25 protein-coding genes are annotated in these 22,523 nt (G+C 67.9%); 13 read left to right on the top strand and 12 right to left on the bottom strand.

The genetic code is table 11. The annotated features are described in order from the left end of the window. The first annotated feature begins 132 nt into the window (after positions 1 to 132). The gene (locus tag E6C64_RS14665; RefSeq protein WP_136428726.1) at positions 133 to 1,059 is read left to right on the top strand and encodes a patatin-like phospholipase family protein; all 927 of its coding nucleotides are present in this window, start codon (positions 133 to 135) and stop codon (positions 1,057 to 1,059) included. Between the two features lie 80 nt (positions 1,060 to 1,139). On the opposite strand, the gene E6C64_RS14660 is transcribed toward E6C64_RS14665, so the two are convergent. Next, the gene (locus tag E6C64_RS14660) at positions 1,140 to 1,916 is read right to left on the bottom strand and encodes a DUF427 domain-containing protein (protein ID WP_136428217.1); all 777 of its coding nucleotides are present in this window, start codon (positions 1,914 to 1,916) and stop codon (positions 1,140 to 1,142) included. A 128-nt stretch (positions 1,917 to 2,044) separates the two neighbouring features. Here E6C64_RS14660 and E6C64_RS14655 point away from each other — a divergent pair, with 128 nt between their 5' ends. Further along, the gene (locus tag E6C64_RS14655; protein ID WP_136428216.1) at positions 2,045 to 2,449 is read left to right on the top strand and encodes a VOC family protein; all 405 of its coding nucleotides are present in this window, start codon (positions 2,045 to 2,047) and stop codon (positions 2,447 to 2,449) included. Between the two features lie 121 nt (positions 2,450 to 2,570). On the opposite strand, the gene E6C64_RS14650 is transcribed toward E6C64_RS14655, so the two are convergent. The 5 genes from E6C64_RS14650 to E6C64_RS14630 all read right to left on the bottom strand — a co-directional run bounded on the left by E6C64_RS14650 (position 2,571) and on the right by E6C64_RS14630 (position 6,446). After that, the gene (locus E6C64_RS14650; RefSeq protein ID WP_136428215.1) at positions 2,571 to 3,188 is read right to left on the bottom strand and encodes a dihydrofolate reductase family protein; all 618 of its coding nucleotides are present in this window, start codon (positions 3,186 to 3,188) and stop codon (positions 2,571 to 2,573) included. Between the two features lie 93 nt (positions 3,189 to 3,281). After that, complete coding sequence (locus E6C64_RS14645; protein WP_136428214.1) at positions 3,282 to 3,734, bottom strand: hypothetical protein; 453 nt, start codon at positions 3,732 to 3,734, stop codon at positions 3,282 to 3,284. Between the two features lie 65 nt (positions 3,735 to 3,799). Further along, positions 3,800 to 4,666: a cation-transporting ATPase gene (locus E6C64_RS14640; RefSeq protein WP_136428213.1), complete on the bottom strand. Its 867-nt coding sequence runs from the start codon at positions 4,664 to 4,666 to the stop codon at positions 3,800 to 3,802. Continuing rightward, positions 4,663 to 5,769 carry a TerC family protein gene (locus E6C64_RS14635; RefSeq protein WP_136428212.1) on the bottom strand — a complete coding sequence of 369 codons (1,107 nt, stop codon included), beginning with the start codon at positions 5,767 to 5,769 and terminating at the stop codon, positions 4,663 to 4,665. The genes E6C64_RS14640 and E6C64_RS14635 overlap by 4 nt, the downstream gene beginning before the upstream one ends. A gap of 278 nt (positions 5,770 to 6,047) precedes the next feature. Beyond that, positions 6,048 to 6,446 carry a hypothetical protein gene (locus tag E6C64_RS14630; protein ID WP_136428211.1) on the bottom strand — a complete coding sequence of 133 codons (399 nt, stop codon included), beginning with the start codon at positions 6,444 to 6,446 and terminating at the stop codon, positions 6,048 to 6,050. Positions 6,447 to 6,625: 179 nt separating this feature from the next. Between E6C64_RS14630 and E6C64_RS14625 the strand changes: the two genes are divergently transcribed. From E6C64_RS14625 to E6C64_RS14615, 3 genes are all read left to right on the top strand, one after another. Beyond that, entirely contained in the window at positions 6,626 to 6,826 is a 201-nt protein-coding gene (locus E6C64_RS14625) for a hypothetical protein (protein ID WP_136428210.1), read from the top strand. 41 nt (positions 6,827 to 6,867) lie between these two features. Next, positions 6,868 to 7,605, top strand: a complete 738-nt coding sequence (locus E6C64_RS14620; protein WP_233255683.1) for a CPBP family glutamic-type intramembrane protease — start codon at positions 6,868 to 6,870, stop codon at positions 7,603 to 7,605. A gap of 140 nt (positions 7,606 to 7,745) precedes the next feature. After that, positions 7,746 to 8,486: a hypothetical protein gene (locus E6C64_RS14615; RefSeq protein ID WP_136428208.1), complete on the top strand. Its 741-nt coding sequence runs from the start codon at positions 7,746 to 7,748 to the stop codon at positions 8,484 to 8,486. Between the two features lie 40 nt (positions 8,487 to 8,526). On the opposite strand, the gene E6C64_RS14610 is transcribed toward E6C64_RS14615, so the two are convergent. Together E6C64_RS14610 and E6C64_RS14605 are read right to left on the bottom strand one after the other, a co-directional pair. Continuing rightward, positions 8,527 to 8,925: a cupin domain-containing protein gene (locus E6C64_RS14610; protein ID WP_136428207.1), complete on the bottom strand. Its 399-nt coding sequence runs from the start codon at positions 8,923 to 8,925 to the stop codon at positions 8,527 to 8,529. A gap of 135 nt (positions 8,926 to 9,060) precedes the next feature. Beyond that, entirely contained in the window at positions 9,061 to 9,705 is a 645-nt protein-coding gene (locus E6C64_RS14605) for a TetR/AcrR family transcriptional regulator (protein ID WP_158437874.1), read from the bottom strand. 55 nt (positions 9,706 to 9,760) lie between these two features. Between E6C64_RS14605 and E6C64_RS14600 the strand changes: the two genes are divergently transcribed. The 3 genes from E6C64_RS14600 (at position 9,761) to E6C64_RS14590 (ending at position 13,074) form a co-directional block, all read left to right on the top strand. Continuing rightward, positions 9,761 to 10,240 carry a hypothetical protein gene (locus E6C64_RS14600; protein ID WP_136428205.1) on the top strand — a complete coding sequence of 160 codons (480 nt, stop codon included), beginning with the start codon at positions 9,761 to 9,763 and terminating at the stop codon, positions 10,238 to 10,240. A gap of 83 nt (positions 10,241 to 10,323) precedes the next feature. Further along, complete coding sequence (locus E6C64_RS14595; protein ID WP_136428204.1) at positions 10,324 to 12,411, top strand: sensor histidine kinase; 2,088 nt, start codon at positions 10,324 to 10,326, stop codon at positions 12,409 to 12,411. Between the two features lie 3 nt (positions 12,412 to 12,414). Beyond that, complete coding sequence (locus E6C64_RS14590) at positions 12,415 to 13,074, top strand: LuxR C-terminal-related transcriptional regulator (protein WP_136428203.1); 660 nt, start codon at positions 12,415 to 12,417, stop codon at positions 13,072 to 13,074. 135 nt (positions 13,075 to 13,209) lie between these two features. On the opposite strand, the gene E6C64_RS14585 is transcribed toward E6C64_RS14590, so the two are convergent. Beyond that, positions 13,210 to 14,220, bottom strand: coding sequence for a LacI family DNA-binding transcriptional regulator (locus E6C64_RS14585; protein WP_136428202.1), 1,011 nt, complete (start codon positions 14,218 to 14,220; stop codon positions 13,210 to 13,212). 147 nt (positions 14,221 to 14,367) lie between these two features. Between E6C64_RS14585 and E6C64_RS14580 the strand changes: the two genes are divergently transcribed. The 4 genes from E6C64_RS14580 (at position 14,368) to E6C64_RS14565 (ending at position 19,909) form a co-directional block, all read left to right on the top strand. After that, entirely contained in the window at positions 14,368 to 15,741 is a 1,374-nt protein-coding gene (locus tag E6C64_RS14580) for an ABC transporter substrate-binding protein (RefSeq protein ID WP_233255640.1), read from the top strand. Positions 15,742 to 15,889: 148 nt separating this feature from the next. Then, on the top strand, positions 15,890 to 16,822 hold the full coding sequence (locus E6C64_RS14575) for a carbohydrate ABC transporter permease (RefSeq protein WP_136428200.1): 933 nt from the start codon (positions 15,890 to 15,892) through the stop codon (positions 16,820 to 16,822). Between the two features lie 4 nt (positions 16,823 to 16,826). Further along, positions 16,827 to 17,786 (top strand): carbohydrate ABC transporter permease, encoded by a 960-nt coding sequence (locus E6C64_RS14570; protein WP_199241047.1) that lies wholly within the window; start codon positions 16,827 to 16,829, stop codon positions 17,784 to 17,786. 116 nt (positions 17,787 to 17,902) lie between these two features. Next, positions 17,903 to 19,909 (top strand): glycoside hydrolase family 2 protein, encoded by a 2,007-nt coding sequence (locus E6C64_RS14565; RefSeq protein WP_233255639.1) that lies wholly within the window; start codon positions 17,903 to 17,905, stop codon positions 19,907 to 19,909. Between the two features lie 71 nt (positions 19,910 to 19,980). Here E6C64_RS14565 and E6C64_RS14560 read toward each other — a convergent pair whose 3' ends face one another. Beyond that, the gene (locus tag E6C64_RS14560; RefSeq protein WP_199241046.1) at positions 19,981 to 20,562 is read right to left on the bottom strand and encodes a dienelactone hydrolase family protein; all 582 of its coding nucleotides are present in this window, start codon (positions 20,560 to 20,562) and stop codon (positions 19,981 to 19,983) included. A gap of 110 nt (positions 20,563 to 20,672) precedes the next feature. Here E6C64_RS14560 and E6C64_RS14555 point away from each other — a divergent pair, with 110 nt between their 5' ends. Further along, on the top strand, positions 20,673 to 21,038 hold the full coding sequence (locus E6C64_RS14555; protein ID WP_136428197.1) for a DoxX family protein: 366 nt from the start codon (positions 20,673 to 20,675) through the stop codon (positions 21,036 to 21,038). Here E6C64_RS14555 and E6C64_RS14550 read toward each other — a convergent pair. Both E6C64_RS14550 and E6C64_RS14545 read right to left on the bottom strand, forming a co-directional pair. Continuing rightward, positions 21,035 to 21,832 carry an alpha/beta fold hydrolase gene (locus tag E6C64_RS14550; protein WP_136428196.1) on the bottom strand — a complete coding sequence of 266 codons (798 nt, stop codon included), beginning with the start codon at positions 21,830 to 21,832 and terminating at the stop codon, positions 21,035 to 21,037. The genes E6C64_RS14555 and E6C64_RS14550 overlap by 4 nt on opposite strands. 111 nt (positions 21,833 to 21,943) lie before the next feature. Continuing rightward, a complete protein-coding gene (locus tag E6C64_RS14545) occupies positions 21,944 to 22,381 on the bottom strand; it encodes a MarR family winged helix-turn-helix transcriptional regulator (RefSeq protein WP_136428195.1) in 438 nt (145 codons plus the stop codon). Between the last annotated feature and the right edge of the window lie 142 nt (positions 22,382 to 22,523).

The following is a 22,523-nucleotide window of genomic DNA, read 5'->3' as shown; positions in this document are numbered from 1 at the left end:
GGTGCTCCCTTCATCCCGCGACTGAGATAGCCGCCACCGGGAGCGCCTGACAGCCATTCGCGAAAGGCGACTCCCGTGAACATCACCACCTCTCCTGCAGTGACCTCCGATCCGATCCCGGACGGCACCTCCATTTACACCGACGCGTTGCCGATCGACGCGGCCTCTCGGACCCCTCGGCGCCGGGAACGCGCCCTCGTCCTCGGCGGAGGCGGATCGGCGGGCAATGCCTGGCTGATCGGCGTTCTCGCCGGACTCTCCGATGCCGGACTCGATGTGACGGACGCGGATCTGATCATCGGCACCTCCGCCGGCGCGACCGCCGCCGCCCAGATCAGCGGCGCCTCACTCGCCAACCTGCTCGCGGACATCGTCTCGGCGTCGCCACCTCACGCCGCACCGGCTCGGCCAGCGGGCGGATCCCGCGCTGCCGACCGGGTGGCCGAGCAGATGCGCAGGACCGGCGACATCATCGCCGCGTCCGCCGACGCGGCTGACATGCGCAGGCGGATGGGCGCCGCCGCGATCGGGCTGGCCACGGCCGCGGAGGGCTCTGGCCCGCGCTGGCGCTCGATGGTCGCTCCACGGCTCCCGCGCCACGACTGGTCGGAGCGCCCCATGCTGATCACCGCGGTGGACGCGGAGACCGGTGAGCCGACCGTCTTCGATCGCAGCAGCGGGGTGGAGCTGGTCGACGCGGTCGCGGCGAGCACCTCCAGCGGCACCGCCTATCCGATCGGCGGTCACTGGTACATCGACGGCGGCTATCGCGCGAGCGCGAAGAATGCCGATCTCGCCGCAGGATCCGCCCGGGTGCTCGTGCTGTCGCCCTTCGGCGGCGCTGCCCGGACGCCTGCGGAGTGGGGACTGCACCTCGCCCACCAGGTCGATGCCCTCCGGGCGGGCGGCAGCCGAGTGGAGACGATAGTGCCGGACGACGCCGGGCGAGCCGCCTTCGGCGACAACGCAATGGATCCGTCGTCGCGTCCGCCTGCGGCGCGAGCCGGCTTCGCGCAGGGCAAGGGGCTCGCGGAACGGCTCACGGCCTTCTGGAGCTGAGCCGTTCGAACGGCTGCACTGTCGCGGCTCGCGAGTTGACGCTCGTGGTGGGTCCGCGCACCGCGAACCCACCACAGCTGTCAACTCGCGACGGCCACGTCCACCCGATCGTCGTAGAAGCACAGGTATCCGCGCACAGGCTCCCCGTCGTGCAGCGGATTCTCGTAGCTCCACGCCGCGTCCACGACGGTCCGCTCCCCGACGGAGACGGTCCAGTAGTTCGCCACGCCCTTGTACGCGCACGAGCTGACGGTCTGGCTCGGTGTCAGCAGGTCCATCCGCACATCGTCCCGGGGTATGTACCAGCGCTGCGGCAGATGGGTCTCGAGCAGCAGGACGGCCCGGCGAGTGTCGGCGAGGACGACCCCTTCCAGGCTCACGTTCAGCTGTCGGTCGGAGAGAAGGCAGTCGATGCGCTGGAACGGGTCGTGCGGATGGGTGATGACGATCTGATCCTCTTCGCGCCACTCGTCGAAGACCGTCCAGTCGAGCACGACGTAGCCCGCGAGCTCGGGGTCATCCGGGCTGAATGCAGCACCTGGGGCGGATCCGGTCGGCAGCTCGAGGGTCCACGCGGTTCCGGGCGAGGTGTGCAGCTCGAACGCGTCGTCGGGGGTGAGGATTGGCGCAGCGACTGCCGAGGACGCGACCGCCCCTCCCTTCGACGGCGCCGGATGGATGTCGCCGAGCGGGACGGCGTAGGAGCCGACCACCCGCTTGGGCTCCCAGACGATGCGTGCGTCCAGCGAGTCGACGACGGCCTCGCCGCCGGAGAACGCCCGCACCCGTCGCCGCGCCGCCGCCCATCGGAGCTGTCCGAGCTGGGACATCGTGAAGTCGTCCATCGAGATCGCCATGCGCCCATGATGCGCCTGACTCCGCACTCACGTCACGCGGTCGTCCAAGCCGAGCGCGATCGGTCCACCACCCGCGCTGGGTTCGCCGGACAGCGCTCGACGTCGGAGGCGCCCAGTACGGTCGGCGCATGGTCCAGCTCGCAGCCACCCGCATCATCACCGACGACGTCGAAGCCCTGCTCTCGTTCTACGAGCGGGTGACCGGCGTATCCGGCAACCGCATCCATCCCCTGTTCGCGGAGCTCACGACTCCGCGCGGCACGCTCGCGATCTCGAGCAGCGCCACCATCCCTGCCATGGGACCGGGCTCCCTCGAGCCGCGCGCCAACCGGAGCGTCATCATCGACTTCCTCGTCGACGACGTCGATGCTCTCTATCCGACCCTCACGGATGTGGTGACCGAGTTCGTCAACGAGCCGACCGACATGCCGTGGGGCAACCGCTCGCTGCTCTTCCGCGACCCCGACGGCAACCTGGTCAACTTCTTCACCCCGCTCGCGGCGGACGCCCGCGAGCGCCAGGGCCTGCGCTAGCCAGCCGGCCGACGCAGCGCGCCTCCACGGACTCAGCGCGCCTCTACGGACGCAACGCGCTGGTACCCGGCCGCGTTTTGTCCGCAGCGACGCGTTATGCGCCAGGTCATGGCTGCGCCAGCTACTCGTTTCGGCGCCGCAGCACGGTGATGATCACGCCGGACTTCAGCACACGCGACTCCACCACATCGAACGTGGACGTCCGGAACCCTTCGGCGAACAGCTTCTTCCCGGTGCCCAGGACGATCGGATAGACGGCGAGCCGGTATTGGTCCACGAGATCGTGCGCACCCAGCGTCCGGATGAGGTTCAGGCTCCCCCACACCCGTATCTCGCCGCCCGGTTCCTCCCGCAGCTTCTGTACTGCGGTCGGAACGTCGTCGCCGAGCAGGTGAGAGTTCTTCCAGCCGAGCTCGGTGAGTGTCCGCGACGCGACGTGCTTGGGCACCCGGTTGTAGGTGCGGGTGAGCTCGCCCATGCTGCCCGGCTCGTGCTCGTCCCACACTCCCCAGGCCCCTGCCCAGATCTCGTAGGTCTTCCGTCCGAGCAGCAGAGCCTCGGTGCGGCTCTCCCAGTCCATGATGATCGGACCGCCTTCGTCGTCCCTGTCATGGACGGCGTCGTAGTCCATCTGCCAGCCGCCGTGCTCGAACCCGTCGGCGAGATCCTCCTCGGATCCGCCGGGCGCCTGAGCCACCCCGTCGAGCGTGACGAATTCTTGGACGACGATTCGGCTCATGTCTGCTCGGCTCCCTCTGCGTTGTGGGTGCTCCCGACTCTAGGCACGAAGGCCAGTGCGAGGCCAGAGACGCAAGGACACCGAGCCGCCTGCTCAGGCGACGAGATTCTGCCGGATCCAGCTGCCCGCGTCCCGCACAGAGACTTCTCCGGAGCGGAGCGCGTGAGCGAACCGCAGCGCGGCCTCACTCAGCCGACCATCCGCGGAATCGGGCGAGTCCCGCAGGAACCACCGCAGCGCAAACCCTGTGAACCGATCGCCGAGGAGCACCGGGGCGACGGCCACGCCTGCGAAGTGGCGCACCTGACCGTCAGTCCCGTCGTCGAAACGTCTGCGGAATCCGCGTCCGGAGATCGGATTGCGGCCGCCCACCGCCAGATCGAGGTACCCGCGAAGGTCGGGACGGATGCCGGCGCAGTTCCAGGCGAGACCGCGGAGGAACCGGCGCGGTGTGAGGTCTCGCCGACCGAGCTGGTCCGCGACGTGGGCAAGCCTCTGCGCCGCGGTGCGGTGTGCCGTCGAGGTCGTCAGCTGGGAATGCGTCACGTCTTACCTGCCTTCGTCCGGGCCGTTCAGCCCGACATCGTCACCCTCGCATCCTCGGCTGAGTTCTACCGCCCGAAGAGATCATCCAGTCCGGGCAGCCTGAAGTCGCCCAGTCCTCCGGCCACATCGCCGAAGCCCGACACCGCATCGCCGGTCCACTCGCCGCCCGCCTCAGCGAAGCTCCCACCGACTCCCTCGAAGTCCACGCCATCGGCCAGCGACCCGAGGTCGACGCCGTTCGCGAGCGAATCGAAGTCGACGCCGAAGTCCATCGCCTGCGCGAGGAGGGGGGCCGCGACCGTGCTGAGGATCGCTCCCCCGGCCACCGCCGTGAGGATGCCGCCGGCCGCGAAGCCGAGGCCCGCTGCGGCAGCGGCCCCGCCGAGCATCGCGCCACGCCCGCCACCCGATCCTCCGACACGGGCCAGCAGCCCGCGCAACGCGCCAGGGTGACTCGCCTCTGATCGGGCGGCCGACCGCGCGAGGTCGGCCGGCTCCGCAGATCGCGGGCGCTCGTGCGCGGGAAGCTCCTCGTTCATCCGCTCCTGCACGAGCAGGCGCTGAGTCGGCGTGAGCCGGGCGAAGGCTTCCTGGTGCACCCGTTCGATCTGCTCGGGGTCCGCCGTGCGCATGAGGTAGTCATAGCGTGCGATCGCCTGACGATCCTCGACCGATCCCGCACCGCTCCGGGGCGACGAACGGTAGTCCTCCGACCGGTTGCGAGCGCCATAGGCGACCGCCTCCTGGCGCTCATAGCCCTGCCGTCCGTGGCCCTGCTGGCCGCGTCCATCGCCGGTGATCGCGTCGGCGGCACTGCGCACGATCGAGCGCCAGTCCCCCGAGCCCGAACCCGAACCCGAACCGGACGACTGCTGCTGGGCGGTGGCGATCGCCTTCCTGGCGATGCGGGCGAGTCGGTCGAAGGTGCTCATTCGGAGCCGTCCTTTCGGGTCGAGTGGGTGGGGGAAGACGACGAGCGGCCCTCCAGCGACGAGTGCGCCGCGCGGTCGGACGTCCCATCCGTCGCGACCGCAACCTGCTCCCCGTCCACCGAGTGGCGGTCGACCAGCTGCTTGTCGCCTCGGGTCTTCGTGAGGCTGGCGACCGTGGCCACCGCGATGGTCCCGCCGATGAACAGCAGCGAGAACCAGATCGGGATCTCCGGGATCCAGAGGATCGGATCCCCGCCGTTGATGAACGGCAGCTCGTTCACATGGAGGGCGTGGAAGAGGAGCTTGACGCCGATGAAGGCGAGGATGACGGCGAGCCCCTGAGACAGGTAGACCAGGCGCTCGAGCAGCCCGCCGATGAGGAAGTACAGCTGGCGCAGGCCCATGAGCGCGAAGGCGTTCGCGGTGAACACGATGTACGGCTCGCTCGTGAGGCCGTAGATGGCGGGGATCGAGTCGAGCGCGAACACCAGGTCGATGAACCCGATCGCCACGATGGTCAGCAGCATCGGGGTGACGAACCGCCTGCCATTCAGCTTGACCGTGAGCTTGTCCTCGTTGAACGAGTCGTCGACGGGCAGGATGCGGCGCACGAGCCTCATGAACCTGTTGTTCGCAGGGTCGCCGCCGTGGCTGCCGCGGATCTGCTGGAAGGCCAGCACGAACAGCAGCGCGCCGAAGATGTAGAACACCCACGAGAAGTTCTCGATCAGGGTGGCGCCGACCGCGATGAACGCGCCGCGCATGATGAGCGCGATGATGATGCCGATCATCAGCACCTTCTGCTGATACGCCTTCGGCACGGCGAACCCCGTCATCACGATGAGGAAGACGAAGAGGTTGTCGATCGACAGCGCCTTCTCCGTGAGATACCCCGCGAAGTACTCGCCGCCGAAGTTCCAACCCGAGACGACGCCGATCCCGACACCGAACAGCGTGGCGAGACCGATGTAGAAGGCGGACCAGCGGGCGGATTCGCCGATGGTCGGCTCGTGCGGCTTGCGCACGTGGGCGAAGAACTCGTAGACGAAGAATGCGATCGTCACGGCGATCGTGATGATCCAGATGAGCGGAGTGATCTGCACGCGGGTGCTCCAAAGGGCTTGGTGTCGGATACGGCACCAAGGTCTCCTCCGCCCTGCCCGAGGTGAACCTCTGGGTGACAGGACCGGCTGCCCGGGATCCGACATCGGATCCGTATTGACGGACGAACCGCAGACGGGAGTACTCCCCTTGCTTCAGACCACGCTAGCGGAACCCATGCGGACGCATCTCAGATAGCACGATGTTCAAGGGATCTGTTCAGGATCGGGCTACCGGGCGAACCGCTCCGCAGGCGGCGCTCTTCAGCAGGCGGCGTTTCTCAGCAATACTCTGCCACCACGTCGACGATCTGCGAGGCCTGCTCTGCGTCGATGATGCCGCCCTCGACGTAGCTCGCATACCCACCGGCGGCGGTCAGCTCGATGGTCTGGCGGTCCGTGCCGAGCTGGAGCATCCCGCAGATGTCCTGCGCAGGCCGCGAATCCGCATCGCCGAGGCCCGGGATGAGCGCATCCAGCGCGGCGGCGAGCTCATCCGTCGAATCGGCCGATCCCGCGTCATCGGCGGAGTCCGGGCCGGACGTCTCTTCCGCCGGAGCGACGCCGGAGCTGACGATAGATGTCGAGGGACCGGTTGCGGGGGCGGATGAGCTGCATCCGGTCACGGCGAGCGCGAAGGCGATGAGGACCACCGATGCTGCAGAGAGGCGACGGTTCATGCCTCGGAGGCTAGGCCGCCTCAGGCCGGCCAGCCAGGAGCTGTGCCCAAGATACGTGCCAGCACGGAGGGCGACTCATCGAGCCATTGCGAATTCCGGGGGCGGCATTCTGCGCCCCAATTCTTTTTCGACGCGTGTCAGGTATAGCCCCTATACCGAGGGCATGATGAGGTGGCCTCATGACCGATACCAGCAGGCGGCACCGTGGCCCCAGCCAGCAGCTCACCACTGCCGTCAACGCGCTCGCGCGCGATATGCGAGGCGCGTCCTGCGACATCGTCGAGCGCGAGCTGCGATCGGAATGCCGCAGACTCGGCGTCGCAAGTCCCGACCAGCGCTGGATCGAGACCACCGCGCGCACCATCTCGCGCGGCTACTGACACGGGTGCCGATGCGTCGCTAGCGTGTCCGGGTGGACAGGATGCGGGCGGTCGCGTTCGGGCTGATCGTCCACCTCCTCCGCTTCGGCCTCATCTGGGCCGGCTCGTCGGTCGCGCCGATCGTCGGCATCACCGGATGGTGGATCGGGCTCTTCGTGAACGCGCTCTGCGTGCTGTTCGCCGTCATCCTCGTCACGCGGCTGCACCTGTGGCGGGCCAGCGGATTCCTCACCGCATGGCGCGGATGGATGGCCCTCGCGGCTCTCTCCCTCCCCGTCGCCGAAGCCGCGATCCGGTCGACCTTCGGACTGGAGGATCGCGCGCCCGGCGTCGGGTGGTGGGCGCTGACGCTCCTGCTCGTCGGCATCAACGAGGAGCTGATCAGCCGCGTGGTGGTCCTCCACCGGATGGCGCTCAGCTTTCCGCCGGTTGCCGCCGTCGCGCTCACGGCGGCGCTGTTCGGCGCACAGCATCTGTCCGCCTTCGCCACCACGGATCGAACGGCCTCCGACATCCTGCTGAACGTCGTCGCGTCGGCCTGCTACGGCTTCGCATTGGCGGCGTTCCAGTGCCGCTTCAGCTGGATCTGGCCGCTGATGCTGGTCCACGCGGCCGCTGACTTCACCACGATCCTCAGCAGATTCCACGACCCCGGAGACGTGCTCGCGATCGTCACATCAGTCGGCTTCGCCGTCTACGGCCTGATCCTGCTGCGCCGCGCACGAGGCACTGCAAGAGCGATCCCGCCGCGCGTGCCGCGGACAGCCGACTCCTCGTAGAACCTCGCTTAGGCGCTGGTCCACGCAACACCGTGCTGCCACGCAGGCGAATGGGCGGGCGCCCACGATCCGCAGCCGATGCGAAGGGGCGACTCTCGAAGGCGGCGCCGACGTGCGGCGCAGCCGACGAAGGGCAGTCCATGTCAGCACAACTCGCACCCCCGACGGGGATCGTTCGAACGCATCCCCGATCCCGATCGCCGTGGCCCCGCGCCATCGCCCTGGTCTTCGGCGCGATGGTGCTCTCGCTGGTCGGACGGATCATCTTCTCGACGTGGGAGCCACCCTTCCAGGGCGGCATCCTCTTCGACGACATCGCACCGCTCGGCGCGAGCTACTGGGCGATGAACGTCTTCCTCTGCGGCCCGACCTTCCTGCTGACGTTCGTGACCGGGGCCATCTCCCTCGTCTCGCTGGGTCGCGGTTCGGCGACCTCCCTCGCCGGCGGCACCCTGGTTTTCGTCGGTGGTTCGATCTTCACGCCGGCGATCGTCGCCGAAGTGATGCCGTTCGCGCTCGCCGCCGACCCGGCCGTCATGCCCGAAGCACAGGGGCGCTCGCTCTTCGACCTGCTCAACGGGCATCTCGACGTGGTGCTCCTGCCGATCGTCGTCGGCTCGATCCTGGTGGCACTCGGCGTGCTGATCGCCGTCGTCGGGCTGCTCGTCACGCGGGCCATCCCGCTCTGGCTGTCGATCGGCGTGCTCGCCTACATCGTGCTCTTCCAGGCGCTGCCGCTCGGCGAGCTGCACCCCGCGCTGTTCGTCGCCTCCAACGTGCTCGAACTGGGGCTGTGGTTCCTCATCGCGCTGTTCGCTCTTCTGAAGATCCGCCGCGGAACCCACGCGGCCGTCGGAGCGGCCGAGTCTGCGGACGCTTAGTGCGGCCGTCCCCGGATCTTCCACGGCGCCGGCGCAGCCGTCAGGACCCGGACGGTTCGGTATCGGGCAGCCCGCCGGCGGCGCTCCAGTCGGGCTTGCCACCCGCCGCATTCGAGGTCACGGAGGTGCCCATGATGAGGAAGCGCGTCTCCTCGTCTGCCTTGGGGCAGTGCTCGACGCCCTGCGGAACGATCAAGAGGTCACCAGGCCCGAGCTCGACGTCCCGGTCGCGCAGCTGCACCGTGAGGTGGCCTTCGAAGACGAGGAAGGTCTCGTCCTGATCGTCATGGGTGTGCCAGCGAGTGGAGCCGATCCCCTTGGCGACCTTGAGCAGCGTGCCGTTCGCCTCGCCGACGATCTGCTGCGACCAGAACTCCGTGAGTGCCCCGAGCTGCTCGGGAATCGAGACCCTGTCCTGCTTCGCATCGAGGTCGGTCATCTTCCGGTCTCCTTCTGCAGGCAGCCATTCGCGCCGAGCGAGCGCGTCCCCCCAACCACGGTATCCGGATCGGTCACCCGCTCGGTGGCCAGCTCACGATCACCAGCTCAGGGCCACCCGCTCGAGGTCACCGCATCACGCAAGCCGCAGGGCGTGAGCCAGAGTCTCACCGAGCCACTGCGTGTATCGCTCCTCAGACCATCCCCGCTCCCCCACGAGCATGCGATGCAGCTCTGGACTGGTCAGCGCCCACACACCGTCGACGGCGGAGCTGACCGGAACCGACAGCTCCGTCTTGCCCGCGACATCGCGCACGAACGACCGCGCACCGGCACGCCGTGAGACGGCAGCGCGCTTCGAGAGCTCCTCGACCGCTGGATTCGTCGGAGCCGCGGCGGCGAGCGCGACGAGGAACGCGCCCGCTCGAGCGTTGATTCCTCCAGCCATGTCGGCGTAGAGCATCGTGACCTGGAAGGGATCCCGCTCCTCGATCATCCGCTGGATGATCGGTCGATCGCGCATCTCCAGGTGGTCGTCGTCTCCGACCAGGGCGAATTCGAGGACCTGACGCGCCAGGGCCGCCTTGTCGCCCATCTGCTTGTAGATGAACTCGACGGAGACCCCCGCCCCTTCTGCGACCTGGGGGACGGTCGTCGCCACGTAGCCGCTCGAGCTCATCAGTCGGAGAGCCTCGCGCAGCACCCTCTGGCGACTGAGCCGGGTGCGCTCCTGGCGACCCGACACGTCGTAGGTGCGACCTCTCTTGACAGGGTCTTCCAACGGGTCCATCCTCAATTGAATACAAGGTCATTGTATCGAAAGAACGAGATGCCACATGGTGCTGTTCGTGCTCTCCCTCGGCTCACTCTTCCTGGTCTCGCTCCTCCTCGGAGTGCACCTCTTCGGCCAGGTCTCGCTCAACCCCGCGCTGCGGGCTCAATCGGCGGGCACCTACATCCCCGTGAAGCACGCGCTCGACATCTCGGCGCCGAGACTGGCGAAACCGCTGATGCAGGTGGGCCTGCTGGCGGTGTCGGCCACCGTGGTCGCGGCAGCGATCTCCGGTCAGGCGCTTGCGACGATCGCCTCGGTCGTGTCGCTGGCGGCGCTCATCGCGACTCTCGTGGCCATCCTGCGAGGAGACCTGCCGATCAACCGGCGCATGTCGGCGTGGACGGTCGCCGACGTGCCGTCCGACTGGGAGAAGGTGCGCGCCCAGTGGGAGCGGTACTTCGCCTTCCGGGTGGGAACGAATGCGGCAGCACTCGCCGGCACGGTGGTCACAGCCGTGGCCAGCGTCTACCTGAGGTCCTGACTTTCGGCCCGGCGGTCATGATCGATCGAAGATGCGGGTTTCCCGCGATGCGGCCGACGAAGTGCGGTTCCTAGGATGAGCCCATGTTCGGACCGCGAGCGCACTCGACGACTCCGTCGCGGGTCGGCGCGTGGACGGCGCTCGCAGGAGCGCTGCTGGCGTTCGCCGTGCTGGTGTATCGGATCACGGTCGACGTCGCCGCGGGTGGCAGCTGGGTCGAGATGCCGGTCTGGTTGGTGCCCTTGGACTACCTCGGATCGCTCGCCGCACCAGCCGTCGCACTGCTCATCTGCTGGCAGCAGCCCCGCAACCGGGTGGGTGCCTTCATGGCCTGGATCGGGCTGCTCGTCACCGCATCCGTCGCCCTGTTCAGCACGGCGCACCTCGTGCTCACCGTCGTCGGACCTGCGGACCTCTCTACGGGGGCGGCCCTTGCGGTCCTTGCGAACGCCCTCTTCCCGGTGCTCTACGGCTGGCCCGTCACGGTCGCGCTGATCTTCCCTTCCGGACGACTCACGACCCGCGCTGCACGCATGCTGTTCTGGAGCCTGCTGGTGTCAGCTGGGGCGATAGTCGCGACCTCGATCACGACGTTCACGAACACTCCCCCGCCTTTCGAGAGTTTGGCGAATCCGATGCTCTGGGCGGCGGGAGAGCCGGCGCTGAGCGTGCTCTTCCTGCTCGGCTGGCTGGGATTCTTCGGCGCGATGATCGGCAGCGTCATCCTCGTGCTCCGCCGCACCCGCACCACTGGAGGCGAAGCCCGATTGCAGCAGCTCTGGCTGGCCAGCGTGATCGTTCTGGCGCCGATCGCGCTCGTGACCTGCGTGCTCGCCGTGGTCGCGTATGCGATCCCGCTGATGTGGAGCATCCTGCCGGTCGATCTCGCTCAGCTCGCCGTCGCGACGGCGATCGTGGTGGCCATCACGCGGCACGGCCTCTACGGCATCGAGCACCTGCTCAACCGGGCAGCGGTCTACGCGGTGCTGGCCGCGCTCGTCACCGTCACCTTCGCCGCCGCCGCCCTCCTGGTCGGACTCCTGGCGGGCGGCGGATCGGTGCCCACCACAGCGATCGCCACGGCTCTCGCGGCCACCCTGTTCTTCTCCGCGCGCGCCCGCGTGCAGAAGCTGGTCGACCGGGCCATCGCGCCCCATACGGTCAAAGCCCGCGCGCGCATCCGGGAGTTCAGCGATCGACTGCACCGCGGACGGGTGGACCCGTACGAGGTCGAGGACTGCCTGCGGCTGGCGCTCGGCGATCCGACCGCACGGGTGTGGCTGCTCGATGGAGACGAGGGCATCTGGCGCCTGGTCGACGGATCGGCCGGTGTGCCGGACCGCGAGTCGCCGCGACACGTGACGGCCGTCGCCTATGCCGGAGTCGAGATCGCGGCCATCGAGCATCGGAGTGAGACCAGCTACTCCCCGCAGCTCCTCGACGCCGTGGTCGCCGAGAGCGCCGTGCCCCTCGCCATCCTGCATCTCTACTCGGAGACGCGACGCCATCTGGCCGAGATCGAGAGTTCGCGTGCCCGCATCGTCGAGGCGGGCGCCGAGGAGCGCCGCAGGCTGGAGCGCGACCTGCACGACGGGGCGCAGCAGCGGCTGATCGTGCTCGGCGTCGCACTTCGGCGCATCCAGCGATCTCTGCCAGGCGACGCGCGCGTGCTCTCCCCTGCCCTGGACAACGCCGTCGGACAGGTGCAGGCGACGGTTACCGAACTGCGCAGCATCGCCAGCGGCCTGCGCCCTGCCCGCCTCGACGACGGCCTGACCGCGGCGCTGCAGGACATCGCGACGGACAGTCCCATCCCCATCGAATTGAGAGTGCCGCCCACCGCATCGCTCGCGAGCAGCGTCACCGATACCGCGTACTTCATCGCCTGCGAGATCATCACCAACGCCATCAAGCATGCGGACGCCTCGCGGCTCGCGGTGACCGGCGATCTGACCGACGACGAGCTGCTGCTCACGGTGCGGGATGACGGGCGCGGCGGCGCGCTCGCCCGCCCGGGGTCCGGCGGACTGACGGGGATCGCGGACCGGGCCGCGGCCCTCGGCGGGACCGTGCGCATCTCGAGCGAGCCCGGGGAGGGCACGTCCGTCACGCTGACGCTGCCACTGGCAGGGACCGCATCCGATCCTTCTCGTCTCGTCGGACAGGACTGAGCCATGCGGATCGTCATAGCGGAGGACACCGTGCTGCTGCGGGAGGGCATCGCGGGCCTGCTGGAGGACGACGGCCATGAGATCGTCGGCCGATGCGGCGACGCCACCATGCTGCTCGCGCTGACCGCGGAGCACGAGCCGGATCTCGTCATCACGGACATCCGGATGCCGCCCGACTTCCGGGATGAGGGGGCTCGCGCGGCGGTCGAGGTGCGCAGACGCCATCCGGAGATCGGGATCCTCGTGCTGTCGCAGCATCTGGAGGCCGAGTTCGCGGTCGACCTGGTGACGAGCGGCGGAGGCTTCGGCTACCTGCTCAAGGATCGGATCCTCGACGTGGATGCATTCCTCGATGCGGTGAAGCGGGTCGCGAAGGGCGGTTCGGCGCTGGATCCGTCCGTCATCGCGGCCCTGCTGCATCCGACGGCGGCACCTCGACCGCTCGACGCCCTGACCGCGCGCGAGCGGACGGTTCTCGAGCTGATGGCGGAGGGCCTGTCCAACGCCGCGATCGCGGCACGGCTGTGGCTCGCGGAGCGCACGGTGGAGACCCACGTCAGCTCGGTCTTCGCCAAGCTCGGGCTGCGAGAGGACTCGAAGGAGAACCGCCGCGTGCGCGCGGTGGTCACCTACCTGCGGGAGCGCCGCGACCTCGTGGGCTGATGGCTCGCTGACGCGCGTCGAAGTGACGCAGATGGCTGACTCCCGCCGTTCCGTGTGACGCAGATGGCTGGCTAGACGCAATCAAGCCGGCCATCCGCGTCACATCGGCGAGATCCCGAGTCGCGCCTCCCGCACCTAGTGGGCGGTGCTCTCCCGCACAACCAGAGCATGAGGAGCGACGACCTCCCGCGGCGGCAGCTCCGGCTCGTCGATCCGTGCCGTCACTCGGGCGATCGCCTGCTCGGCGATGAACGCGGTGTCCAGCGAGACGGTGCTGAGAGAGGGCCTCGAATAGCGGCCCTCCTCGATGTCGTCGACGCCGATGATGGCCACATCTTCCGGAATGCTCAGCCCGGCGTCGAAGATGGCGCGCATGGCACCCATGGCGAGCAGGTCCGAGAAGCAGAAGATCGCATCGGGCCGCCGCGACTGCGCGAGCAGCTCCGCCGCAGCCCGATACCCGTCCGCCCGACTGTAGTGCGCAGCCGGCTTGGCCAGTCGCGGATCGATGTCGATGCCCGCCTCGCTCAGCGCAGACTCGTAGCCGGCGGTGCGCTGCTGCGGCGTCGCGTACTCCTCGAGCGGCTGCGCTCCGATAGCCGCGATCCGCGTTCGCCCGCTCGCGATCAGATGGGCCACCGCATCGTGAGCGGCACGCACATTGTCGATGGCGACGTGGTCGTACCGGCCGTCGAACTCGTGCTCACCGAGCAGCACGATCGGCATCCGCGTCGGCGAGCTCATCTCGAGCAACTCAGCCTTGGTGACGAGCGGGCTGAACAGTATGCCGTCGAAGAGCATCGTGCGGTCGGCACCGGTCAGAAGCTCGCGCTCCTGATCATGGTCATGCCCGGTCTGATCCACCATCACCCGATAGCCGAAGGCGGCGGCTGCGTTGATCACATCTCGGGCCAACGCACTGAAGTAGGGCACGTCGATCTCCGGGACCACGAGGGCGAGGAGACCGGTCCGACCGGTGCGCAGCGATCGCGCGACCGGATTCGGCCGATAGTCGAGCTCGTCGATGACCTCGAGCACGCGCTTGCGCATCTTCTCGCTGACGTGCGTGTACCCGCTGACCACATTCGAGACCGTGCGCATCGACACCTGGGCGCGCTCGGCGACATCGCGCAGCGTTGCGGGCATGGGGCACCTCCTCGAAATGAAGCTCCAGCATAGCGTTTGCAACGTTAGCAAAGAAGGTCTATGGTTTTGCTCACGTTGGCAAACGCATCGGCCCTGTCGAGGTGCGACTCTGGTCGCGAACGGGGCCACGTCACGAAGGAGTGTCACTTGCACCACCATGCACCGAGGCGAATCGCCTCCCCGAGGCGCATCGCCGCTCTCGGCCTTTCCGCCGCCGTCGTCCTCGGGCTGACCGCCTGCGGACCCGACATCACCGCCCCCGCCGAGTCATCGAGCAGCTCCAAGCTGCAGGCGCCCAGCGAGGACTCCCCCTCGGGCGAGATCACCATCTGGGATCGCTCCGGCGACCTCTACGAGGTATTCGACGCCGCGATCGCAGACTTCAACCAGGTCTACCCCGACATCACCGTCAACCACGAGGCAGTCGACATCGACGCCAAGCTGCAGAACACCCTCATCACTGGAACCGACGTTCCAGACGGCGTCTTCCTCGACGACGCGAAGATCGCGGGCCTTTCCGACTACATGTGGGACCTCAGCGATGTGCTCGCGCCCTACGTCGACGACATCGCGCCCCAGAAGGTCGACGTCAACTCCGTGGACGGCGGCATCTACGGCGTCCCGTTCGACTCGAACCCCGGCCTGCTCTACTACAACGCCACCGCGCTCGAAGCCCAAGGCATCGACGCGACCAGCATCGAGACCTATGACGACCTGCTCGCCGCGGCCACCGAGTACCAGGCGAAGGTCCCCGGCTCACAGCCGATCCACCTGGAGCAGTCGCCGTTCCTCGGGCAGCTGCAGCTCGAGATGTACGCGAGCCAGCTCGGCACCAGCCTCGCCGACGAGAACGGCGACCTGCGCCTCGACTCCGACGAATACCGCCAGATCCTCGGCTTCCTCGACACCGTGCAGAAGGACGGACTCGGCACCCGCGCCGAGTACCTCGGCCCGACTGACATCGCTTCGCTCGAGAACGGCAACGAGGTCTTCTACCCCTGGGCCATCTGGTTCAGCTTCGCCCCGCAGCAGCTGCTGCCCGAGACCTCCGGTGACTGGCGCGCGATGCCACTGCCGGCGTTCGAGCCGGGCGGAGCACGCAGCGGCGCAATGGGCGGGTCTTCGTTCGCTCTGCCCAAGGACGGCGAGAACTCCGAGCTGGCCTGGCTGTTCTACAAGTTCCTGATGTTCGACGAAGCCGGTTACACCGCGGTCTGGGGCCCGAACGACGTCTACCCGGACGGCCTCAACACATCGATTCCGAGCTATCAGCCCGCCGCCGACTCGTCGAAGCCGCTTTTCGCCCCCGTCGAAGCGCTGGGTGGGCAGGACCTCTGGGCCGTCGCCACCGAAGCCGGAGCCGAGATCCCCCGCAGCGCACCGATCCCCACCTGGTGGGCCGGCGCCGTGGACTACCTCGGCAACGACATCCAGCGGATGCTGGACGGCGAGCTGACACCTGACGACGTCATCGAGAAGTCGACCGCGGATATCCAGTCGAACCTCGTCGATCGGCAGTAGCCCGTATGTCGAATCGTCCAGCTGGGCAGCCGGTCAGGCAGCTGAACTGCTGAACCCCGCGGGCGACGCTCCGGCGTCGCCTGCGGTCCCACCCGGTCAGGGCTCCCGACCACTGTCCCCTCTCCCAGACCCCGAAAGCGAGGTGAACATGAGCACCCTCATCGCTCCGCGAGCGAAGCGTCCGATCATCACGCCGGCACGCAAGCGCCCGATGACCGCGGCACGAGCGAAGCGCGGCCTCGCGCCGTACCTCTTCGTCGCGCCGTTCGTCGCGATCTTCCTCGCCTTCAGCATCTATCCGCTCGTCTTCACGGCACGCCTGAGCTTCACCAACTGGCGCGGCTCGGGCGCCGCCGAATGGGTCGGCTGGGACAACTACACCTACCTGCTCGGCAACTCCGGGTTCTGGGGCTCGCTCGCGAACTCCGGGGTGCTCTGGCTGCTGATCATCCCCGCGCAGCTGGTGATCGCCCTGCTCGCTGCCGTGCTGCTCGACAACGCGAAGCTCAGACTGCGCAGCATCTACCGGATCGCGTTCATCGTGCCGTTCGTCACTCCCCTGGTCGCGATCGCCCAGATCTGGGTCGTCGCGTTCGATCAGAACTACGGCGCCGTCAACAGTGTGCTCAACCTCGTCGGAATCCCCGACATCGGCTGGCTCACCACGAGCGAATGGTCGAAGCCGACCCTCGCGCTGCTCTTCATCTGGAAGACGACCGGATTCATCGTCATCATCCTGTTGTCGGGACTGCAGTCCATCGACTCGTCGGTCTACGAGGCTGCCGAACTCGACGGCTCCTCCCGGCTGCGCACCCTGTGGAGCATCACCGTGCCGCTGCTGCGCCGCACCATCATGTTCGCCGTCGTGCTGCAGACCCTCGCGGTCTTCCAGATGTTCGCGGAGCCGTTCGTCGTCACCCAGGGCGGGCCGTACAACTCGACGACCACGGCCGGCTACTACCTCTACAACCACATCACGCGGGGCGACCTCGGCACCGGCGCGGCCAACTCGTTCCTGCTCGTGATCATCGTGATGGCGCTGTCGCTCGTGTTCGTGCGACTGCTGCGGGCGAAGGACTGACGCGATGACGATCCATAGGACACCGACGCCGATCACGGCCACCGCCCGCGCCCTGCACGAGACCGCCACCGGCCACGGCCGAGCGGACGCCGCCGAGCTCGTCAGCAAACCGCGCCGCGGTCGACATGGCGGGATGATCGTGGCCCAGGTATTCCTGATCCTGCTCACCATCGGCTTCCTCGCGCCAGTCGTTTGGGCCCTGCTGTCGGCCTTCAAACCGGCCAACGACATCATCCGCGCACCGCTGAGCTTCGATCCGACCACGTTCACGCTCGACAACTACACGGCGATGTTCGAGGACGTGCCGATCGGATCGGGCTTCGTCAACACCGGAATCGTGCTGCTCGTCAAGGGCACCATCACCCTTTTCTGCGCTCCACTCGCCGCCTACGCCTTCGCGAAGTACGACTTCCGGGGCAAGAACCTGATCTTCGGCGCCGTGCTGGTCACGCTCATGCTGCCGACGATCGTGCTGATCATCCCCCTGCTGCTCGAGATGAAGCAGCTGGGCTGGGTCAACACGTACCAGGCGCTGATCCTGCCGGGCGCGGTGGACGCGTTCGCCATCTTCTGGATGCGTCAGGTCATCGCCGCCGTGCCCGACGAGCTGCTCGACGCCGCCCGTGTGGACGGCTGCGGCGAGTTCGGCATCTTCTGGCGGGTGGTGCTGCCGGTCATCCGACCTGGCATCGCCGGGCTCGCGGTCCTCACACTGATGAACATCTACAACGACTTCGTCTGGCCCGTGGTGATCGCGAGCTCCGACGCCAGGGCGACCCTGCAGGTCGTCCTCTCGACGCTGGCGCAGAACATCACGGGCAACCGGATCGGCGCCGACTACGCGACTGTGACGGGCGAGCTGCTCGCCGCCAGCTCGGTCGCACTCATCCCGCTGCTCGTTCTCTTCATCGCGCTGCAGCGGCATTTCATCAACGGAATCCTCGCTGGAAGCGTGAAGGGCTGAACCGCATGACTCTGACTGCCGACTCGACCGCATCGTCGATCGATTCAACCGATGACACCGAACTGCAGCCTTCCGGGCCTTCTGGGATTCCGCGCTCCGAGTACCCGCGGCCCGATATGGACCGCTCGGATCGCTGGCTGTGCCTGAACGGGACATGGGACTTCGAGAGCATCGACGGCACCGCCTCCATCGTCGTCCCCTTCGCTTGGGAGACAGAGGCGTCGGGAATCTCACGGACGTGGCTCGAACGAGCGACCTACAGACGCTCGATCTCCACGCCTTCGTCATGGGCGGGATCGCGGATCGTGCTGTCCTTCGGGGCCGTCTGGCATCGAGCCATCGTCTCGATCGATGGGCGCCTCGTCGGCGAGCATGTGGGCGGCTACACATCCTTTGAGATCGACATCACGGACCATGTGACGCCGGGTCGTGACGCGGAGCTGGTCGTCGAGGTCGAGGCACCCGCCGACAAGCGCTCGCTGATTCATGGCAAGCAGCGGTCAGTGCCTCGAGACGATTACGACGGCGTCTCCTTCACCCCGACGTCCGGAATCTGGCAGAGCGTCTGGATCGAGGCTCGCGGCCGCACCTACGCCGAGCTCGTCGAGCTGCGAGGCGACTCGCGGACCGGCATCGACGTGTCAGTCCGTCTGGCCGGCGATGCGGTGGCCGGTGCTGCAGTCACCGCGCGCATCGAGGACGTCGCCGTCACACTGACCACGGACGCGGGCGGGCTGGCGTCCGGACGCCTCGAGCTGAGGACTCCGCGCGTCTGGTCACCGACCGACCCGTACCTGTACCGGGTGGAGATCATCACAGAGGTCGGCGGATCGACTGACCGCGTCATTGCCAGCACCGGACTGCGCACGATCGAGGTGCGCGGCGAAGAGCTCTACCTCAACGGCGAGCGCTTCTACATGCGCGGTGTGCTCGATCAGGGCTACTGGCCTGACACAGGCCTGACCGCCCCCGATGACGACGCACTCGTCGGCGACCTTCAGCTGGCACGCGAGTTCGGCTTCAATCTCGTCCGCAAGCACCTCAAGTTCGAGGAGCCGCGCTGGCTGCACCATGCGGACCGGCTGGGCATGCTCGTCTGGGCGGAGCCCGCCTGCCCCAGCCGCTTCAGCGAAGAGGCCGCAGCGGCGTTCGAAGCCCAGATCGTTCCGATGGTCGAGCGCGACGGCAACCACCCGTCGATCATCGTCTGGGGTCTCTACAACGAAGAGTGGGGCCTCGACTGGGACATCCCGGGCAGCCGCGACCGCGCAGCGGCGGCAGCGCACGCCTATGACGTGCTCGCGGAGATCGACCGCACGCGCCCCATCGTGGAGAATTCAGGCTGGGCGCACGTGCGGTCCGACTTGGTCGACTGGCATTACTACGAGCCGGACCCCGCTATCTGGGCGCGGCATGTCGCCGACCTCGCCGCGGGCCGGGAGCACGAGTGGCCGGTGAAGCTCGGGCCGGACTTCGTCGTGGACAAGAGCCTCTACGGGTCCGAGGAGTTCCCGCGTACCGGCAAGCCGATCCTCAACAGCGAGTTCGGCGAGGGCTTCACCAGCCTGGAGCGGGCATGGCATGTGCGCTGGCAGACACAGGAGCTTCGCAGACATGACCGGTTCGCCGGATACGTCTATACGGAGCTCGCCGACGTCGAACACGAGGCCGCTGGACTGGTCGCTTCGGACCGGCGGCGCAAGGACTGGGGCGGGCTGGCCCCGGCCGACAGCAACGCCTCGACAGTGCTCATCGTGGACCTCGTTCCGGCACGGGCAGGGGCGGACATCGACGTGCCGGAATCCCCGTCGACGATCGGCGTGCGGGTCTCGCATCATGGTCGCGATGCGGTCACCGGCGAGATCCACGTGGCATGGGTGGAGTCGGGGAGACCCTTCGCGACGATGGCAATGCTGAAAGCCGATGCTTCGTCAGAGCAGGTGACGGCTCATCCGTTCGCAGTGTCGGATGCTGTCGAGGTCGCGATCCAGCCACCGGGTGGTCCCGCCCGGCTGCTCATCTGGCTGACATCACCCGACGGCGAGATGCTGGCGCGGACCTTTGTGGATGCAGCGCCGATAGAGCCGCCCAACCGCCGCGGCGCCCGTTCGGCCGCTCTCTGAGCCGTGGCGCGCGTCCCATGCCAACGCGGCGCGCGCCACTTCACCCCATCTACCGTGAACCGACTTTCCGATCAGTGGGCGGCCACGAAGGGAAGCACCCGCGACCACATGAGCTCGGTCGCCTCGGCGTCGTACTCGTCCGGCAGGGTCGGATCGGTGAACAGGTGTCCGGTGCCCGGATACTCGAACACCTCGAGGCGCCCGCCGCCCTTCGCGACGTCGGCGATCGCCTGCTCCTCGAACTGAGGCTCGCGGAAGGAGTCGTCGGTCATGAAGTGCGCCTGCCCGTCGAGGCCTGCCGGCAGGGCCGCATCGGCACCGAACCACTCGAGCAGGTTGACGCCGGCGAACTGGAGAAGCGCTCCGACCCGGCGCTGAGTCGCCACTCCGTAGGCCACGGACGAGCCCTGGGAGAAGCCGCCGACGATGAAGCCGTCGGGCAGATCGGCGACGGCGGCCAGCGCCCGGCCGCCCAGCTTCTCGTCTCCCAGCACGCTCGCGAAGCCCATCGCCCGCTTGTAGCTGTCGAAGACCGGTCCGTCGTACAGATCCGGCACGAGCACGGTGTGTCCCTCGGCGCTCAGCCGGGCCGAGGCGTCCCGCTCCCCCTGTCGCACGCCGAGCACGGAATGGAACAGCACGATGGTGGCCACCCGCTCAACCCTGTCACCCGAAGGCCAGGAGGGCCACTCTTCGATGCCGCCGATCCGCCGCGCCCCGCAGCGGTCGGGATGGACCTCGGTTTCGGCCATCATGGGGAACCGTGCTCATCGCGTACTGGATCGTCGCCGGCCTGACCTCCGCGCTCTACCTCTTCTCCGGCGGGATCAAGATCGTGCGCTCTCGCGAGCAGCTGCAGCAGATGATGACGTGGGTGGCGACCGCGCGGATGCCGATCGTGCGCGCCATCGGAATCGTCGAGGTGCTCGGCGCGATCGGCCTGATTCTGCCCCCGCTGACCGGCATCGCGCCGGCCCTCGCGTTCGTCGCGGCACTCGGCCTCGTGGTCGTCCAGATCGGCGCGATCGTCTTCCATCTGGCTCGCGGCGAGGCCAGGCTGCTCGGCTTCAACGCGCTGGCGTTCGCTCTACCGGTCGCCACCCTCATCCTGTCCACGATCTGGCTCTAGACCTCGAGGGGCCGATCCGCCGGTCGATCCGCCGGTCGATCCGCCGATCGGGCGGTCGCTTCCACGCCGTCGAAGAACTCCTGCAGCATCAGGCCGATGAGCGCGGGACGCTCGCGGACGAGCATGTGAGTGGATGCGGGGACGATGGCCAGCCGCGACTGCGGGATGCTGCGATGGATGAGAGTCGTGTGCTCGAGGGCGATGACATCGCTGTCGCCCGCCATCACGAGCACCGGCATAGAGAGCTCCGCCAGCGCCGCGGGATCGATGTTCGGCTCGGTCTCCCACATCTGCGTGATCCGCTGGGAGATGTCGGCGGCGTTCTCGGCGGCGTGCGGGGAGAGTCGCGCGTTCTCGGCGGCGATCCGGTCCCACTGCTCCTCCGGCAGCGTGACCGTGGGATCGTCCGCGGCCCGATAGACGTCGGCACCGGTGCTGATGTTGCCGCTGATGTGCACGAGCGACCGCACGCGACCGGGATGCTCCAGCGCAAGCAGCAGGCCGACGGCCGCGCCGTCGCTGAAGCCCAGCACGTGGACCGAATCCCATCCGAGCGCATCCAGCACGACGACCGTGTCGGCCACTCCGTCGGCATAGTGGAACGGTCCGGGCCGGTCGGGCGTGCGCCCATGCGCCGGCCGTTCGGGAGCCAGCACGGCATACCCGCGCAGCTGCTCGGACAGCGTCCGCATGACCTCCGCGGAGCAGAACCCGCCGTGCAGGAAGACGACCGGCTCACCTTCGCCGGTCACGTCGTAGTAGGCGGACACGCCGCGGGTGTCGACGTAGGGCATGAGATCAGCTTGCCGCGTCGGCACACGCCTGGCGAACGCCGAGAAGCCGAAGAATGCGGTCACGCGGCCGCCATTCCCGCACTCTTCGGCTTCTCACCCGGTGGGAAGCCTTCAGAGCTCGGGCTCTGGATCGAGCATGCGGCGGAGGAGATAGAGCAGATCCGCGCGCTCGGCGCCGCCCAGGAGTCCGGTCAGCGCCGAGACCGCGTCGGACATCTCGAAGGAGAGCCGGTCCGCCAGGTCCCGACCAACGTCGGTCAGGGCCAGATAGACGATCCGGCCATCGTCAGGATCCCCCATCCGCTCGATTAGGCCGCGAGTGACCGCTCGGTCGACGAGACCGGTGAGGGTCGAGCGATCCAGGCCGAGCTCCTGCGCGATTCCCGCCATTCGCGGTCGACGGCCGCGCAGGATCGCGAGCACCCGCAGCTGGGTGAGCGAGAGATCGTTCGCGGCCGCTAGGCGGGTCAGCATGCCGGTGATCCGGAAGGACGCCTCGACGAGCTTGTCCATGACGAGTCGGTCATCGGTGGGTTCGTATTGCGCCATGATCTCCCCCAATTGGTTGGTATCACGAACTATATTACTTGGTAGTGCGAACCACCATGGCAGACCCAATGTATCCCTGGGCATGGTCGGACTCCGACCGATGTCGCGGGACGCCGAAGGGCCCCGAAGTCATGAAGCTTCG

The organism is Naasia lichenicola (assembly GCF_004801885.1).
Lineage (GTDB): Bacteria > Actinomycetota > Actinomycetes > Actinomycetales > Microbacteriaceae > Naasia > Naasia lichenicola.
Note: the sequence above shows the minus strand (reverse complement) of the source record. Positions and strands in the feature narration are given on the sequence as shown.

What these genes read in the sequence shown, in the direction of transcription:
- E6C64_RS14590 (WP_136428203.1), top strand. Translation starts at nt 12,415, where the DNA reads ATGCGGATCGTCATAGCGGAGGACACCGTGCTGCTGCGGGAGGGCATC.
- E6C64_RS14595 (WP_136428204.1), top strand. Translation starts at nt 10,324, where the DNA reads ATGTTCGGACCGCGAGCGCACTCGACGACTCCGTCGCGGGTCGGCGCG.
- E6C64_RS14585 (WP_136428202.1), bottom strand. Translation starts at nt 14,220, where the DNA reads ATGCCCGCAACGCTGCGCGATGTCGCCGAGCGCGCCCAGGTGTCGATG.
- E6C64_RS14565 (WP_233255639.1), top strand. Translation starts at nt 17,903, where the DNA reads ATGGACCGCTCGGATCGCTGGCTGTGCCTGAACGGGACATGGGACTTC.
- E6C64_RS14655 (WP_136428216.1), top strand. Translation starts at nt 2,045, where the DNA reads ATGGTCCAGCTCGCAGCCACCCGCATCATCACCGACGACGTCGAAGCC.
- E6C64_RS14650 (WP_136428215.1), bottom strand. Translation starts at nt 3,188, where the DNA reads ATGAGCCGAATCGTCGTCCAAGAATTCGTCACGCTCGACGGGGTGGCT.
- E6C64_RS14610 (WP_136428207.1), bottom strand. Translation starts at nt 8,925, where the DNA reads ATGACCGACCTCGATGCGAAGCAGGACAGGGTCTCGATTCCCGAGCAG.
- E6C64_RS14600 (WP_136428205.1), top strand. Translation starts at nt 9,761, where the DNA reads ATGGTGCTGTTCGTGCTCTCCCTCGGCTCACTCTTCCTGGTCTCGCTC.
- E6C64_RS14545 (WP_136428195.1), bottom strand. Translation starts at nt 22,381, where the DNA reads ATGGCGCAATACGAACCCACCGATGACCGACTCGTCATGGACAAGCTC.
- E6C64_RS14620 (WP_233255683.1), top strand. Translation starts at nt 6,868, where the DNA reads ATGCGGGCGGTCGCGTTCGGGCTGATCGTCCACCTCCTCCGCTTCGGC.
- E6C64_RS14660 (WP_136428217.1), bottom strand. Translation starts at nt 1,916, where the DNA reads ATGGCGATCTCGATGGACGACTTCACGATGTCCCAGCTCGGACAGCTC.
- E6C64_RS14570 (WP_199241047.1), top strand. Translation starts at nt 16,827, where the DNA reads ATGACGATCCATAGGACACCGACGCCGATCACGGCCACCGCCCGCGCC.
- E6C64_RS14575 (WP_136428200.1), top strand. Translation starts at nt 15,890, where the DNA reads ATGAGCACCCTCATCGCTCCGCGAGCGAAGCGTCCGATCATCACGCCG.
- E6C64_RS14615 (WP_136428208.1), top strand. Translation starts at nt 7,746, where the DNA reads ATGTCAGCACAACTCGCACCCCCGACGGGGATCGTTCGAACGCATCCC.
- E6C64_RS14630 (WP_136428211.1), bottom strand. Translation starts at nt 6,446, where the DNA reads ATGAACCGTCGCCTCTCTGCAGCATCGGTGGTCCTCATCGCCTTCGCG.
- E6C64_RS14640 (WP_136428213.1), bottom strand. Translation starts at nt 4,666, where the DNA reads ATGAGCACCTTCGACCGACTCGCCCGCATCGCCAGGAAGGCGATCGCC.
- E6C64_RS14550 (WP_136428196.1), bottom strand. Translation starts at nt 21,832, where the DNA reads ATGCCCTACGTCGACACCCGCGGCGTGTCCGCCTACTACGACGTGACC.
- E6C64_RS14625 (WP_136428210.1), top strand. Translation starts at nt 6,626, where the DNA reads ATGACCGATACCAGCAGGCGGCACCGTGGCCCCAGCCAGCAGCTCACC.